This window comes from Helicobacter anatolicus (genome assembly GCF_021300615.1).
Classification (GTDB): domain Bacteria; phylum Campylobacterota; class Campylobacteria; order Campylobacterales; family Helicobacteraceae; genus Helicobacter_H; species Helicobacter_H anatolicus.
Genome location: NZ_JAJTMY010000006.1, coordinates 1 through 14,440 on the forward strand (window position 1 = coordinate 1; position 14,440 = coordinate 14,440).

Annotated in this window: 16 protein-coding genes; 6 read left to right on the plus strand and 10 right to left on the minus strand. The window is 32.7% G+C overall.

Features of this window, described 5'->3' with window-relative positions:
• The coding region (locus LW133_RS06940) for a hypothetical protein (protein ID WP_233077710.1) at nt 1–636 on the minus strand (636 nt) is incomplete at its 3' end.
• A gap of 129 nt (nt 637–765) precedes the next feature.
• Between LW133_RS06940 and LW133_RS06945 the strand changes: the two genes are divergently transcribed.
• Nucleotides 766–1,269 carry a peptidylprolyl isomerase gene (locus tag LW133_RS06945; RefSeq protein WP_233077711.1) on the plus strand — a complete coding sequence of 168 codons (504 nt, stop codon included), beginning with the start codon at nt 766–768 and terminating at the stop codon, nt 1,267–1,269.
• An 88-nt stretch (nt 1,270–1,357) separates the two neighbouring features.
• A complete protein-coding gene (locus tag LW133_RS06950) occupies nt 1,358–2,158 on the plus strand; it encodes a ferritin-like domain-containing protein (RefSeq protein ID WP_233077712.1) in 801 nt (266 codons plus the stop codon).
• Here the strand turns inward: LW133_RS06950 and LW133_RS06955 are convergent.
• The 7 genes from LW133_RS06955 to nrfH form a co-directional block, all read right to left on the minus strand.
• Nucleotides 2,148–3,473, minus strand: a complete 1,326-nt coding sequence (locus LW133_RS06955; protein WP_233077713.1) for a sigma-54-dependent transcriptional regulator — start codon at nt 3,471–3,473, stop codon at nt 2,148–2,150. The two genes, LW133_RS06950 and LW133_RS06955, sit on opposite strands and share 11 nt — an antisense overlap.
• Nucleotides 3,470–4,126 (minus strand): hypothetical protein, encoded by a 657-nt coding sequence (locus LW133_RS06960; protein WP_233077715.1) that lies wholly within the window; start codon nt 4,124–4,126, stop codon nt 3,470–3,472. Before LW133_RS06960 ends, LW133_RS06955 begins: the two co-directional genes overlap by 4 nt.
• Complete coding sequence (gene gyrA / locus LW133_RS06965) at nt 4,127–6,601, minus strand: DNA gyrase subunit A (RefSeq protein ID WP_233077717.1); 2,475 nt, start codon at nt 6,599–6,601, stop codon at nt 4,127–4,129.
• Between the two features lie 37 nt (nt 6,602–6,638).
• Nucleotides 6,639–7,031 carry a diacylglycerol kinase gene (locus tag LW133_RS06970; RefSeq protein ID WP_233077719.1) on the minus strand — a complete coding sequence of 131 codons (393 nt, stop codon included), beginning with the start codon at nt 7,029–7,031 and terminating at the stop codon, nt 6,639–6,641.
• Nucleotides 7,031–8,014: a hypothetical protein gene (locus tag LW133_RS06975; RefSeq protein ID WP_233077721.1), complete on the minus strand. Its 984-nt coding sequence runs from the start codon at nt 8,012–8,014 to the stop codon at nt 7,031–7,033. Before LW133_RS06975 ends, LW133_RS06970 begins: the two co-directional genes overlap by 1 nt.
• Nucleotides 8,015–8,080: 66 nt before the next feature.
• Nucleotides 8,081–9,790, minus strand: coding sequence for an ammonia-forming cytochrome c nitrite reductase subunit c552 (locus tag LW133_RS06980; protein ID WP_233077722.1), 1,710 nt, complete (start codon nt 9,788–9,790; stop codon nt 8,081–8,083).
• A gap of 20 nt (nt 9,791–9,810) precedes the next feature.
• On the minus strand, nt 9,811–10,284 hold the full coding sequence (gene nrfH / locus LW133_RS06985; protein ID WP_233077723.1) for a cytochrome c nitrite reductase small subunit: 474 nt from the start codon (nt 10,282–10,284) through the stop codon (nt 9,811–9,813).
• A 146-nt stretch (nt 10,285–10,430) separates the two neighbouring features.
• Here nrfH and pgeF point away from each other — a divergent pair, with 146 nt between their 5' ends.
• From pgeF to hypD, 4 genes are all read left to right on the plus strand, one after another.
• Complete coding sequence (pgeF, locus tag LW133_RS06990; protein WP_233077724.1) at nt 10,431–11,186, plus strand: peptidoglycan editing factor PgeF; 756 nt, start codon at nt 10,431–10,433, stop codon at nt 11,184–11,186.
• Nucleotides 11,187–11,259: 73 nt separating this feature from the next.
• Nucleotides 11,260–11,976, plus strand: a complete 717-nt coding sequence (gene hypB / locus LW133_RS06995; RefSeq protein ID WP_233077725.1) for a hydrogenase nickel incorporation protein HypB — start codon at nt 11,260–11,262, stop codon at nt 11,974–11,976.
• A gap of 9 nt (nt 11,977–11,985) precedes the next feature.
• Nucleotides 11,986–12,252, plus strand: coding sequence for a HypC/HybG/HupF family hydrogenase formation chaperone (locus LW133_RS07000; protein WP_233077727.1), 267 nt, complete (start codon nt 11,986–11,988; stop codon nt 12,250–12,252).
• The gene (gene hypD / locus LW133_RS07005) at nt 12,215–13,360 is read left to right on the plus strand and encodes a hydrogenase formation protein HypD (RefSeq protein ID WP_233077728.1); all 1,146 of its coding nucleotides are present in this window, start codon (nt 12,215–12,217) and stop codon (nt 13,358–13,360) included. Before LW133_RS07000 ends, hypD begins: the two co-directional genes overlap by 38 nt.
• A 1-nt stretch (nt 13,361) precedes the next feature.
• On the opposite strand, the gene LW133_RS07010 is transcribed toward hypD, so the two are convergent.
• Together LW133_RS07010 and LW133_RS07015 are read right to left on the minus strand one after the other, a co-directional pair.
• Complete coding sequence (locus tag LW133_RS07010; RefSeq protein WP_233077730.1) at nt 13,362–14,114, minus strand: TerB family tellurite resistance protein; 753 nt, start codon at nt 14,112–14,114, stop codon at nt 13,362–13,364.
• 1 nt (nt 14,115) lies between these two features.
• Nucleotides 14,116–14,439, minus strand: coding sequence for a hypothetical protein (locus LW133_RS07015; protein ID WP_233077732.1), 324 nt, complete (start codon nt 14,437–14,439; stop codon nt 14,116–14,118).
• Nucleotide 14,440 lies beyond the last annotated feature (1 nt).

Consider the following 14,440-nt stretch of genomic DNA (forward strand, 5'->3'; position numbering starts at 1 on the left):
CATCATTCCCTTGAAATCACCATTTTTATCAAAAAATGGTCTACCTAGGAACACTTTTTGCATTTTTGAATCATCAATATCATAAATAGCACCTTCAGTCTGATTTAAAACTATTTTAGTAGCAATCTGATTTTTAAGAACTTCAAAACTATAACTACTAGATATTTCTGGATAATATACCTCATCCCCCTTTAGCAATTCTCCTTCTTTGATTCCTAAATACTGCAGGCTGTAAATACGCTTATGGTAAAAACTTTCCTTTGTAGGTTGACAATAATCATTTGTATAACCCTGAGTTTTTAATAAAGCTAATCCCAAAGCATTATCTAATCTTTGTATTTGCAAATTTGCTATACATATAAGAGGATTAGCACTATCATCTTGCATTTTTACCTCAATTTTTTTAGGATATTTTCCATAACTTCTTAAAATTTCAGAAGAAGTTAAAAAATATCCTCCTTCTAGCAAAATTCCAAATCCAGATTTAAGATTTCCATCATCAAAATAAATACTTAAAAATCCAATGGAATGTATCCATTTTGCAAATGTTTTTTGTATTTTTACTTGCTCTTGCGTGATTTTTTTATTCTCACTACCAAAAATATCTACCTCTTCAGAAGCCATGAAAACATTCAAACCTAGCACTATGTATATTAAAAATATTTTTCCAAAATAACTCACTACTCATTTACTCCAAATCATTTAAATAGTCAAATTTTTCAGTAAAATTATATTACAAATTTATAAAATTCTTAAAGGAGCCCCATGTTTACACTAACACCATTAAAAACTTTTCAAATTACTGAAGAAAAAATACAAAACTTACAATATGCTACCATACAAACCAACAAAGGTGATATTACGATCAAACTTTTTCCGGAAGTAGCCCCACAGCATGTAATGAACTTTGCCTCACTTGCAAATCAAGGTTTTTATAAAGGATTGATTTTTCACCGCGTTATACCTGGATTTGTAGCACAAGGAGGATGTCCCAATGGAGATGGCAGGGGTGGTCCAGGATATAGAATTGTGTGTGAAACTGAAAATACCCCACATAAACATCTCAAAGGCACCTTATCAATGGCACATGCAGGAAAAGATACTGGTGGGAGTCAGTTTTTTATTTGTTTTGATGCGCTCCCTCATCTTGATGGCGTACATACAATCTTTGGCGCTATAGAAAAAAATGATCAAAAAAGCTTTGAGGTTTTAGATTCTCTTGTTCAAAATGACATAATAGAAAATATCATCATTAGTGATAAAAAATAATGCAAGAATACAGCGGTCTTTTTTATGAGGGTATTGTTTTTATACTCCTCATAATATGTTTGTTAATTTATCGTTCTCGATTAAGATAATGAATTTTCACTCCCAATTAGAAAAGATTCTTTTTGCAAATTCTCCGCAAGAAAAAATTCAGCTTTTTAAAGATTTTTATGCAAATTTTCTAGCAGGAAAAGGAGTTTTTGAGGACCATTTCTCCCCAAAAATTATGCAAAAACCTAGCTACTATACATTTTGCACAATTGTTCACCCCACAAGAATTAGAAGACCTAAACATATAAATAGCACACAGTCTTTAGCAAAAATTATTCATTCTATCGCACATATTGAATACAGCGCCATTGATCTAGCACTTGATGCAAGCTATCGCTTCATAAATTTACCAAAAGAATATTACCAAGACTGGCTCATGGTAGCAAATGAAGAAATACAGCATTTTCTACTTTTAGAATCTGTGCTCTATGAATTAGGCTATCAATATGGAGATTTCCCTGTGCATCAAAATTTATTTGATGCACAAACTGCAACCAATCACTCCCTAAGTCACAGAATGGGGTTGGTACATAGAGCATTAGAAGCAAATGGATTAGATGCAAACCCCTTTGTATGTCAAAAAATTATGCAAAGCACACATCATGCAAAAAATAAATTTCAAGAAATCTTAGATCTTATTCTAAGAGATGAAATCTCTCATGTCAATAAAGGAGATAAATGGTGGAAATTTAGCAAAACTCCTGATGAAAGTTTTGCCAATCTTTTATTAAGTTATAAAAACTTCTCACCTTTAAGTAAAATTATCAATACTTCTGCAAGATTACAAGCAGGATATACACAACAAGAACTTAACGAACTCAAAGAAATTTTTAAACATTGATTTTATATTTAGCAATTTTATGTTTCAAAACATCAATTTGCATCCCCAAAATCTCCGCGGCATTTTGTAAATTATTATCACAATCTTTTAGTACTTCCCTAATTAATTCACTCTCCAAACTAGCAATTTTATTGTCTTTTTCTTTTTTTGCTTGTTTGGGTTCTAAAAATAAATCTTTTTCCTCAATGCTTGTGCCATCACTTAAAATCACTGCACGCTCCACGACTGATAACAACTCTCTAATATTTCCATACCACTCATATTCAAGCATTTTTTGCTTAGCATTTTCACTAAATGTTTTATTTTCAAAACCATACTGCTTAATAGTTTCATCTTTTTTCCACTCTGCCAATGGCAAAATTTCTTCCTTTCTTTCTTTTAGCGGCGGAATCTCTAAAGGAATTGTCTGTAACCTAAAATACAAATCCTCCCTAAATTCTTTATCTGCTATCTTTTTTTGGATATTTACATTTGTCGCAGAAATAAAACGCACATCAATTTTGATACTTTTTGCACTACCAAGACGAGTAATTTCTTTTTCTTGTATCGCTCTAAGAAGTTTTGCTTGCAATCCCAAGGGCATTTCACCAATTTCATCTAAAAAAACACTACCACCATTCGCACTTTCAAACAAACCTGCTTTTGGTGCACTTGCATCTGTGAAAGCACCTTTTTCATAGCCAAAAAGCTCAGATTCCAAAAGATGCTCAGGAATTGCCGCCATATTAATAGCGACAAATGGTGCTTGTGCTCGACTAGAATTTTGATGAATAAAATTTGCAAAAACCTCTTTTCCAACCCCACTTTCCCCTAAAAGTAAAACACTTGCATCAGTTTGTGCTGCTTTATAAGCAATTTTTCTCACCTCTTCTAGTGCCTTAGAATCTGCAACAAATCCCTGCTTATTTTCTTTTTTATTTTTAATAGCATTTCTATTTATTGAAGGATTTTGTTTTTTTTGAAACTCAAGAAGTTTTTTTGTCCGTAAAATTGCTTCTAATAAAAGTTCTGGCTCAAAAGGCTTTTGAAAAAAATCTGCCACGCCAAGGCGTATCGATTCTATAGCTTTATTTAAAGATGCATTACCCGTAATCACAATAGCCTCATATTTATGATTTAATTGATTTAAAAACTCCAAGCCATCCATCTGTGGCATATTAATATCAGTAATCACAAGTTCAAAACTATCGTCAAGAGCTTTTAGTGCATCTTTTGGATTCTTAAAACTCACAACTTCAATTTCCTTAACATCTGCAAAAAATAATTCCAAGCTTTTTCTCATATTGATATCATCTTCAACAATCGCTACTTTCATTTCTTCTCCTTAAAAACTTTAATCAACAAAAAACCATTTTGCAAAGATACGCGCACCCATTTTGGCGGTAAAGCAAAAACTATCTTGTTATTAAGATAATTTTTATTAGAATAAGAATCTTCTCTAACTTGTACACCACTTTTATATAAACACTCCAAAACCTGTTCTTTTTGAAGTCTCAACACATAAGGAATCAACACTTCTAAAACACTGGGTATTTCATCATCATTTAATGCCACATCAATTTCGCAGCTATAATCCATGACTTTATTTTTATCTATAGCATGCGTAGGCTTTGAAATATCATATTTTTCACCCTGTGGTACCTCATTTTTTAATAAAAATTGATAAGAAATCACTAAATCCATCTCATAAACTGGATCAGGAATAAAAATATAAGGGGGTGCTTGCCAAGGATTTGGCATAACTTGTGGTATCAATGGTTCAATTGGCGGCTCTAAATAACTATGCATCTTATAAGGAAAACGTTGCAATTCTTTAGGAGGAGCAAAAGGAATCAAATCAAATATATTTGATTTTTCCTTAAAATTCCACAAAAATGTATCAGGATTTTGCAGTACAAAAGGGTTTTTCTTCCACTCTTCAGATGCAATCATTAATCCGCAAAAAACCAAACCCCATAAAAAACGCAATTATAGCAATTCTCCTTCTACCTCATCTTGCTCATCTTGCTCTTCTTTTGGGCAACTACTTGCATAAGCCACTTTTTCACCCGCAACATTTACAATTTTCACACCACTTGTGTTTCTTCCTGCTTCGCGTATTGCTTCTGTATCCACACGTATCATTTTGCCACTAGTTGTAAGTACCATCAAGTCTTTATTTTCATCATCTACATTAATCACACTTACAAGCTTCCCTGTTTTAGGAGTTAATTTCATGGCAATAACACCCTTGCCGCCACGACTTTGTAAGCGATAGGCACCTACTAGTGTTTGTTTACCAATCCCTAATTCACTTACAGTCAAAAGTTTGTTGTTTTCACCCGTAATTGTCGTAGCGCCAATCACATAATCCCCTTCTTCTTTAAATCTAATTCCTGTTACACCACGCGCTACTCTACCAATCTCTCTTACATTATCAATATCAAAGCGAATACACATACCCTGATAAGTCGCAAGGAACAATTCTTTCACATCTTGCGTAACAATGCTTGCAGTCACTAATTCATCATCTTCATCAAGATTAATAGCTTTAATTCCAACACTTCTAATATTGCTATATTCATTAAGATTTGTGCGTTTTACAATACCATTTTTTGTAAAGAATACCAAAGATTTATCATCATTAAAATCAGAAGTAGTAATCGTAGCCATAATTTTCTCATCACCAGAAAGCTGAATAAGATTGACCACTGCCTTACCTATAGCTGTTCTCCCTGCCTCTGGAATCTTATAAACCTTTAACCAATATAACTGCCCTTTATTAGTAATAAACATAATAGTATCATGAGTGTTTGCCACAAAAAAAGATTCTATAAAATCGTCATCATGCGTATTTCCGCTAACCTTCCCCTTACCACCACGATTTTGTTTTTCATAAACCCTACTTTGCACTCTTTTTACATACCCTCTGTGACTCATTGTGACCACTACACTTTCATTAGGTATCAAATCTTCTGCATCTATACTTTCATAATCTTCTTCAATCTGTGTCAATCTTTTAGTAGAGAATTTTTCTTTTATTTCAAGCAATTCTTCTTTGATGATTTCTTTAAGTTTTTCTTCGCTTTTTAGAATAGAATTTAGATATTCAATTTCTACCAACAAACTTGCATATTCACTCTCAATTTTATCACGCTCTAATCCCGTCAACCTTTGCAAACGCATTTCTAAAATTGCCTTGCTTTGCAATTCACTAAGACCAAATCTCTCCATTAAAGCATTTTTAGCTTCATCTGCATCTTTACTTGCACGAATTATTGCAATTACTTCATCAATATAATCAAGCGCAATTTTTAATCCCTCTAAAATATGTGCCCTAGCCTTAGCTTTCTCCAAATCAAAAATCGTGCGTCTGATCACAACGGTTTTACGATGTGCGATAAAAATATTTAAAAGTTCTAAAAGCGTAAAAATCTTTGGCTCTTTATTATTAATGGCAAGCAAAATAATTCCAAATGTTATCTCCATTGCGGTGGACTTATAGAGATGATTGAGTACAATTTCACTCATTGCTTCACGCTTTAACTCTATAACAACACGTATCCCCTCTCTATCAGATTCATCTCTTACTTCAGAAATTCCATCAATCACTTTATCTTTTACAAGTTCACTAATTTGTTCTACAAGTCTAGCCTTATTCACTTGATAAGGTACTTCATCAATAACAATCACATCTCTTGTTTTTGTTTTTTCTACATGAACTTTTGCACGAACTCTAATTCTGCCCCTACCTGTATTATATGCATCTCTAATCCCCTGTTTACCAAAAATAATCCCGCCTGTGGGAAAATCTGGTCCCTCAACAAATTCTAGCAATTCCTCAACACCAGCATCTTTATGATCAAGCACATAAATCACTGCATCAATGATTTCATCAATCCTATGTGGAGGAATTGAAGTTGCCATCCCTACAGCAATTCCATTGGAACCATTGACCAAAAGATTTGGGATTCTGCTTGGCAACACATCTGGCTCTTTTAGTGTATCATCATAATTTGGAATAAAATCTACAGTATCTTTGTCTAAATCTCTCAAAATTTCTTCACTAGCCTGAGTCATCCTAGCTTCTGTATAACGCATGGCAGCGGCATTATCTCCATCAATAGAACCAAAATTCCCCTGCCCATCTACAAGCTCTAATCGCATAGAAAAATCTTGCGCCATTCTAACTAATGCATCATATACCGCTGTATCTCCATGTGGATGATATTTACCGATAACATCCCCCACAATTCTTGCACTTTTTTTATACGCAGCCCTAGAGGTAACATTCAATTCATTCATCGCATACAAGATTCTTCTATGCACAGGCTTTAATCCATCTTTTGCATCCGGTAAGGCGCGTCCTACAATAACGCTCATAGAATAATCAAGATAGCTTTCTTTGATAGAATCATCAACATTCACATCTATTATATTTGTATTATCCAGTAAATTATCCATATCTTTTATACTCCCTAAAACCTAAAGTAATTCTAACTTAAAAAAGCTTAAAAAATAAGTAAAATAGGTAACTTATCCACACAATCACAAAAAATACAAGCAAGACTAACTGAATTGCACTTCCCATATCTTTTGCTTTTTTTGCTAGAGGGTGGGTTTGCGTACCCGTAAAATCTACTGCATTCTCAATAGCACTATTAATGAGTTCGCCCACAATACACAAAAAACAAGGTAAAACCAACAAAATCTTATGTGTCCATTCCTGTCCTATCCATAACCCTAAGCCACCAAAAATCATACCTAGAACAAAAATTTGCCTAAAAGCTGCCTCATCTCTCCAAGCTGCAGCTATGCCACTTAGAGAATAAAATAATGCATTGTAAATTCTTTTTATGCCTTTTTTACCTTTTTGATTATTGCGATGCTCCATCACTCCTCTACTTCCACACTAAAGTCATAATAATTAAAAATCTTTGCAAAAATTCTTTGCATATCATTGGGATTTGGATGTAAAAACACTCTTTTTGCTTTAAAATATTGGTCTTCTTCTTTAGCATTAAGACTCACTTCTACAGACTTAATTCTTCCTTTAAGTAAATCAGCATAAGCCCCAATAGCACTCATAACTTGCTCTCCATAAGGACCATCAAAAACCCCGAATAACCCCATCAAAAATCTCATATTATTTGCCCCTTCATTGATAGTTTTTTCATACTCATCCTCATTAATCTGTCTCTCTTGTTTTAAAACAGTTAGCATTGCTTCTTTAATATTTTTAGAATCCAACTTAAAAGAAGTTTTTTGCAAGTCAAATTCAAGTTTTTCTACAAATGTATCTATATCCATATTATGCTCAAACAAATCTTTGAAAATATTAATAATATTTTTATTTGAAAATTCTTTACTCTTTAATTTTAAATTTGTTTGAATTTCTGCATCTGCATTATTTCCTATAGCCTTAAATACACTGTGACTAAAAACCTCGCCACTATGACGATCTATTACACTATCTTTACTAATATATTCAAAAGAATGAGGAATAAATTCTGGGGAGACATTTTGTGCGATTTCAAGAGTTTTGATATTTCCCCTCATATATCTTTGTAAACTGTTAATCCTAATATCTCTAAACCCCATAGTAAAATTATCAATTTCTGCTTGCTTTTCTTGCTGCATCATAATTTTTAACACAGGTACTTTACATTCATAACTAAAAAATCCACTACACGAAAAAGGTTTGGGAATCTCAAAATAAAACTCACCCCCTCTTTGCCCCATGTTAAAAAATACATTTAACTGAGCTTCAAACTCATTTTTTACCTTTGTACTTACATATGCAAATAAAATAAATAAGGCACAAATAACCCCAGCCCCTATAATCAAAATGATTTTAGCTATTCTCTTCCCCAACATTTTTTATCCTTAAAAAAATATTCAATGGATAAAATTATAACAAATTCCCCAAAAAAAGGGGAAGGATTACTTTTGATTAGAAAATACCCTATAATTGTAAGGTACAAGATTTTTATCCAATTTAAGCAAGTCTTTTGGTGCATCATCTTGTAGCGGGCTTTCATAGTAACGTTTATTATTAACTTCTGAAGGCTTTGGTGCAATTTTTCTCATATCTTCAAACCCAAGCTTACTAGCTTGCATCTTAATTCCATATTTCATGGCAATAGCCAAAACCTCATTTTGTCCATCTTTTGCATATTTTACAGCTTGCAATGCAATGCGGTTACTTTCTCTTGGATTATGAAAACCTGAAGAATTCTCAGCATTCATAAAATCTGCTCTCATTTGGCTTTTTCTATGTAATTCCAAAGCAGGTGTCAAAATCTTTGTAATCTCTATTTCTTGTTGTTTTTTATCTGCAATCTTTGCGAACTCTTGTAGCTTTAACATTTCGCTTCTTAGAGTTGTAATATCTTGAATCAAACTCGCAACTGCATATTCCGCACTTCTAATATTGGCTGCTACCATCCTTTGTATATCTTTTACTTGATTTTTTAAATAATCTTCATTTTGAGTATGACAAGATTTACAAGATGCATTTACATCAAGCAGAGGAGAGGCAATAAAGTGATTAGTCACCTTTTTAGCACCTTTTCTTGTATAAGGCATATGACAATCCGCACAGCTCACACCATTTGCTGCATGCACACTACCAGAATAAAGCTCTGCTTCAGGATGCTGCATTTTTAAAATAGGTGCCTTAGTTGATGCATGAATAAAATCGTAAGGAAAACTATCTCTTACACTCTCATAATAATCATCAAACATTTCGATTCTAAAAGGCTCTCCTTTTTTCCAAAACTTCCAAGGATAAGTCAATTCAATACCATTTGCTTGCACTTCAATGATTTTATTTCCTTCTCTAAATTCAGGAATCTCCTGATAGTTTGTTTCAGCTTTAACAGTTACTTTTTTTCCTGTAGGTTGATTATAATACTCAACATGGCATTGCATACAAACTAAAGATCGCATTTCTTGACGATCCGCCTTAATTCCATGCTTTTCATCACTTTCATAACCACGAGCAATAAAAGCTTTTATTGCAGCAGGTCTTGTAACACGCAAACTCATATCATCAGGATTATGACAATCTGCACAAGTGCTTCCCATTTTTTTACCATGCACAGTATTTGGACCTTCCATCATTTTAATAATTGTCCAGTATTTCATTGTATTAAATTCTATCCAACCAAACTTTTTAACAAGATTTTGCAAATTTCCTGTATGACAATTCATGCAGGCACCAGGCTGACCATCAAAAGCCTTCAAACCATGACTATTGAGATATTCCTTATTATTTCTCAATGTATCCATTTGATCAATTTGAGAATAATAGTGGCTTCTGTTTTGATTGTAGTCATACTTAAATGCATACCCATCCCAAAACATTGTAAGTTGCGGATAACGATTGATTTTACTATAAGGGTAACTTCCAGCAAACTCTGTTGCAGTATGAGTAGAATCTTTCATTTTTAGATACATATCCAAATAATCTGGGAATCTCGCACCCCATACAGCAAAATCTGGATTATCATCACTCAATCCTTGCAAATTTTCTGTCTTTATCGCAACACTTTCACTTTTTTTAGCACCAATATCTGCGCTAAACCACGCAATACCTATGCCTAAAACAATCCCGATAATAATTAAAACCAATAAGCCCTTTGTCTTCATTTTCTTTCCTTTTTGTTTTGTTAATAATTTCGCTTATGCCCTACATTTTTATGACAAGATACACAACTTAAACTTTGATCTTGGTGCTGTGCTTTCAAAGTAGGATTTGTAATATTTTCTACATAGTCCTTATGACAAGATATACAATTTTCTTGCACCCATTTTTTTGTCTTTTCATTAGCTTCAAAATGTGTGGGTAAATTTTTTTCAAATGTAAAAACCATCATATGCCCCAATCCACTTTCTGCTTTTGCAACCCACTTTCTAAAAAAAGTATGTGGCAAATGACAATCTATGCATCGTGCAACAGCTTTATGCGAACTTTTATTATAATCATCATACACCTCATGCATCACATGACAATTATTACAAGCTGCAGAATCGCTACTTAGATATGAAAGTCCATTGGCATTATAAAAAATAAAAAAACCACCACCTACAAGAGCGCCCATAATCAAGACAAGCAATGAAAATAAAATAGCTTTTTTTCCCATCCACTCTCCCTCATTTTTGCTTTGTTTTGTTATATTAAGTTATTTTTAATCTTAATATTTTAGTATTCTAATAACATTTATATAAAACACTGCTTAAATTAAAATGATTTTCTATTATTTAATTTTTAATTAAAAAAGGTGCCGTAATGTTATTTTTTTCACATGAAGAAAGTAAAATATTTGCAAATACAAAATTAAAATTTATCATCACCTCAAGACTCCATGGCTTTAGCAAACCTCCATTTGATAGCCTCAATCTTGCCTATCATGTAAAAGACAATCCTGATAATGTAAGAAGGAATCGAGAAATTGTGCTAAAAAGTTATTTTCCACAAAAAAAGCTTGTTTGGCTCAATCAAGTCCATGGCAATCAAATTCTCACACCCCATACACATGGAATGATTGGCGATGGCGATGGAATCTTGTGTAATGATCCTTCCTATGTCTCTATGATTATGGTGGCAGATTGTATGCCAGTTTGTATTTTTGATTCCAAAAATCATGTCTTTTCTTTATTACATTGTGGCAGAGCAGGTATCTTTACTTCCATCATTCCTATAACCATTCACAAAATGCAAAAAACATATCAAAGTCAAACTAATGATTTATATATCTATCTAGGCCCTTGTCTTAAGGCATGCTGCTATGAAATCCAAGAAGATATCATCACGCAAACTCAACAACTTTTTCCAAGAATATCCCAAAATATCCTTCACAAAAAAGATGAAAAAACTTTTTTGGATCTCACCACACTAGTACTACATCAATTAAATACACTAAAAATCCCTCAAAAAAACATTGAAATCTCCCCTATATGCACAAAACACACTCCAAATCTTTTTTCCTATCGAAGAGAAAAAAATACAGGTAGATTTGCAATTCTTGCTAGTTTGCAAACATAAAACTCCTAAAGACATTTATCATCACAAAGTATAATTAAAAAAATATGATTTACATTATTCTAAAGGTTTTCCAATGAGAGAAAATTTAAAAAACAATCCAAATTTAAATGAAAAAAGTATTCAAATCGTCGAAAAAATCCTTAGTAAAAATGACCTTAAAGCTAATGAGCTTAGAGAACATTATAAAAATGATGGGCTTTATACAATCAATTTTATGAGCTCTCCTGGTAGCGGAAAGACAACTCTATTAGAAAACCTCTCTAAATTTGAAGATTTTAAATTTTGCGTTGTAGAAGGCGACTTGCAAACTAACAGAGATGCAGAAAGATTGCAAAAAATGGGGATAGCTGCAGAACAGATTGCAACAGGAGAAGCATGTCACCTTGAAGCTAGCATGGTAGAAAGGGCATATAATATACTAAAACAAAAAGGGCAAATTCAAAATTGTGATTATTTAATTATTGAAAATGTTGGAAATCTTGTTTGTCCGGCGAGTTATGATTTAGGTGCAGCACTCAATATCGTACTACTTTCTGTGCCTGAAGGCGATGACAAAATTCTTAAATATCCTAGCATGTTTTTATGCGCTGATGCTGTAATTATAAGTAAGGCAGATATGATTGACTATTTTGGTTTTAGAATCTCGCAAGTACAAGAAGATATGCAAAAGCTAAAGCCACAAGTCCCTATTTTTCTAACCAGCTCTAAGGATATGAGTAGTTTAGAAAAAATCAAAGATTTTATTATCCAGAAAAATAAAGAACAATATTTTTCAAATCATTCTTTTTGAGAAATCAAAATGTGTCTTGCAATCCCATCTCAAGTTATTTCCATAGATAAATCTAAAAATACCGCAACTGTAGAAACTCTAGGCGTGCAAAGAGAAGCAAGTCTAGATCTCATGCAAGATGAAATAAAAATTGGAGAATATGTTTTATTGCATATTGGCTACATTATGAGTAAAATTGACAAAGAAGATGCTTTAGAATCTCTAAAGCTTTATCAACAAATGATTGAGAACATGGAAGATGAAGAAGAATATGTCGATCCACTCTACAAAAAATAGTGCTTTTTTAATCAATTCCTTTAGAGATAAAAATACTATCTTAGCCCTTGCAGAAAAAATTGTTATAGAATCAAAAAAACTTCCTCATGATCTCTATATGATGGAGGTATGTGGAGGGCATACACATACACTAATGAAATACGGACTTACAAAATTATTACCAAAAAACATCCACTGCATTCATGGTCCTGGCTGTCCTGTTTGCATTATGCCAAAAAATAGAATCAATCAAGCCTATGAAATTGCAATGCAAAAAGATGTGATTTTACTAACTCTTGGAGATATGCTCAAAGTGCCAGGATCAAAAGGAAGCTTGCAACATGCCAGAAGTCTTGGAGCTGAAATTGGTTTTCTTTATTCCCCTTTACAAGCCATAGAGGTTGCACAAAAAAATCCTAACAAAAAAGTCGTATATTTTGCCATAGGCTTTGAGACAACCACGCCAATGACTGCTGCATTGTTGCAAAAAGCCATCGAATTAAAAATCAATAATTTATTTTTTCACATCAATCATGTTTTAGTGCCACCACCTCTTTATACAATTTTAGATTCCAAAGATACAAAGGTTAATTCCTTGATTGCACCATCTCATGTAAGCGTAATCACAGGCTCTAAAATCTATGAACCTATATTTGAAAAATATCAAATTCCTATTGTTGTCAGTGGTTTTGAACCCGTAGATATGATGCAAAGCATCTTAATGCTTGTCCAACAAGTTGTAAACAATACTCCCAAACTCGAAATTCAATACTCCAGAGTTGTCAATACAAATGGCAATCTCAAAGCCCAAAAACTAGTAAAAACATTTATGGAAACACGAGAAGAGTTTCAATGGCGAGGACTTGGAAATATCCCCTATTCTGCATTACGACTCAAAAAAGAATTTGCAAAATACGATGCAGAAATTATCTTTGATTCCATTCTTAGCAAAGAAAATATTCAAGATAATCGTGCATGTCGTTGTGGGGATATTTTAAGAGGTATTGCTAAGCCGCTAGATTGCAAAGTTTTTGGCAAATCATGTACACCACAAAATCCACTTGGAAGTTGTATGGTAAGTAGCGAAGGGGCATGTGCAGCTTACTATAAATATGGCTACACAAATTAAATCAAAGCATTTCTCTTATTTTTAGTGCAGAATCTAAAATTGCAGGATTTTTTACACCAAAAATATTTAATCCTATTTCATCTATTCTTTGTTTTAAATATGCCTCCCTATCTTCAAAACCATGGTTTTTTGCAACTTCATCTAAATTATTTTCTTTTTTTGGAAGATTTTTAAACTTTTCTTCATAAATACTATATATTTCATTAAAATCTTGATTATCAAGCTCTAAATTTGCTGCCACATCAAGCAAAAATTCTTTTTCTTGTTCATCAATCTCACCATCAAGATATATCAACAACAACAAAAATTCCACAAAACGCAAACGCTTTTTATATTCTGCATAGCTCATTGTTAAAAATTTTTTTGCTAAATCTATAAGATCACTTTTATAAAAATCCCCATCTATCATTTTATTAATCTCATCGACATAAAGTGCTTTATCCTGACCCTTTTCGTGCAAATATTTTGTTGCAAAATCCTGCATAATTACCCGATAAATTTCCTGCATGTTTTGTCTATTTGGAAATTGCGCACAAATTGCTAACATCACCCCCAATTCTGTGTTTGCAAATTTTTCCATGGGATCTAATATTTTTTCTGTTTCATAAGGGTCTTCTTTTATATTATATTCTTTTGCATAAGTGGAATTTTTTGAATATTTATTAGATGATAAAGGATTTTTAAGATATTTATTTAGTTCTTGATACAAAAAATACACTACAATACCTGCGATGACTAACAATAAAATTTCCATACTACTCCTTAAATTTAGAATTAAAACTTTCTCTATGTACTTCCATATGTTGTTCTCTTTTAAGGCGGTTTAGCTTTTTTGCCCGTTCAATCTCTTCTTTTTGTTTCAACTCAATAGCCATTAATCTTTCTCTTTTTTCTCGCATTTTCTGGATAAATTCCTCGCGTTTTTTAGGAGATTGAAATTTAATAGGCTTGACCACTAAAATTAAAAATACAAAAATTGCCAATACTACAGCAATAGCGACTAAATTACTCTGGTCAATATAATACCAAACTCCGCCAAGAAAAAAAGCTAAAATAACTTTTAAAAAAAATTTAAACATT

What these genes read in the sequence shown, in the direction of transcription:
- LW133_RS06975 (WP_233077721.1), bottom strand. Translation starts at nt 8,014, where the DNA reads ATGTTGGGGAAGAGAATAGCTAAAATCATTTTGATTATAGGGGCTGGG.
- LW133_RS07010 (WP_233077730.1), bottom strand. Translation starts at nt 14,114, where the DNA reads ATGGAAATTTTATTGTTAGTCATCGCAGGTATTGTAGTGTATTTTTTG.
- LW133_RS06970 (WP_233077719.1), bottom strand. Translation starts at nt 7,031, where the DNA reads ATGGAGCATCGCAATAATCAAAAAGGTAAAAAAGGCATAAAAAGAATT.
- LW133_RS06980 (WP_233077722.1), bottom strand. Translation starts at nt 9,790, where the DNA reads ATGAAGACAAAGGGCTTATTGGTTTTAATTATTATCGGGATTGTTTTA.
- LW133_RS06955 (WP_233077713.1), bottom strand. Translation starts at nt 3,473, where the DNA reads ATGAAAGTAGCGATTGTTGAAGATGATATCAATATGAGAAAAAGCTTG.
- LW133_RS06950 (WP_233077712.1), top strand. Translation starts at nt 1,358, where the DNA reads ATGAATTTTCACTCCCAATTAGAAAAGATTCTTTTTGCAAATTCTCCG.
- hypB (WP_233077725.1), top strand. Translation starts at nt 11,260, where the DNA reads ATGAGAGAAAATTTAAAAAACAATCCAAATTTAAATGAAAAAAGTATT.
- LW133_RS07015 (WP_233077732.1), bottom strand. Translation starts at nt 14,439, where the DNA reads ATGTTTAAATTTTTTTTAAAAGTTATTTTAGCTTTTTTTCTTGGCGGA.
- gyrA (WP_233077717.1), bottom strand. Translation starts at nt 6,601, where the DNA reads ATGGATAATTTACTGGATAATACAAATATAATAGATGTGAATGTTGAT.
- hypD (WP_233077728.1), top strand. Translation starts at nt 12,215, where the DNA reads ATGAAGAAGAATATGTCGATCCACTCTACAAAAAATAGTGCTTTTTTA.
- LW133_RS07000 (WP_233077727.1), top strand. Translation starts at nt 11,986, where the DNA reads ATGTGTCTTGCAATCCCATCTCAAGTTATTTCCATAGATAAATCTAAA.
- pgeF (WP_233077724.1), top strand. Translation starts at nt 10,431, where the DNA reads ATGTTATTTTTTTCACATGAAGAAAGTAAAATATTTGCAAATACAAAA.
- nrfH (WP_233077723.1), bottom strand. Translation starts at nt 10,284, where the DNA reads ATGGGAAAAAAAGCTATTTTATTTTCATTGCTTGTCTTGATTATGGGC.
- LW133_RS06945 (WP_233077711.1), top strand. Translation starts at nt 766, where the DNA reads ATGTTTACACTAACACCATTAAAAACTTTTCAAATTACTGAAGAAAAA.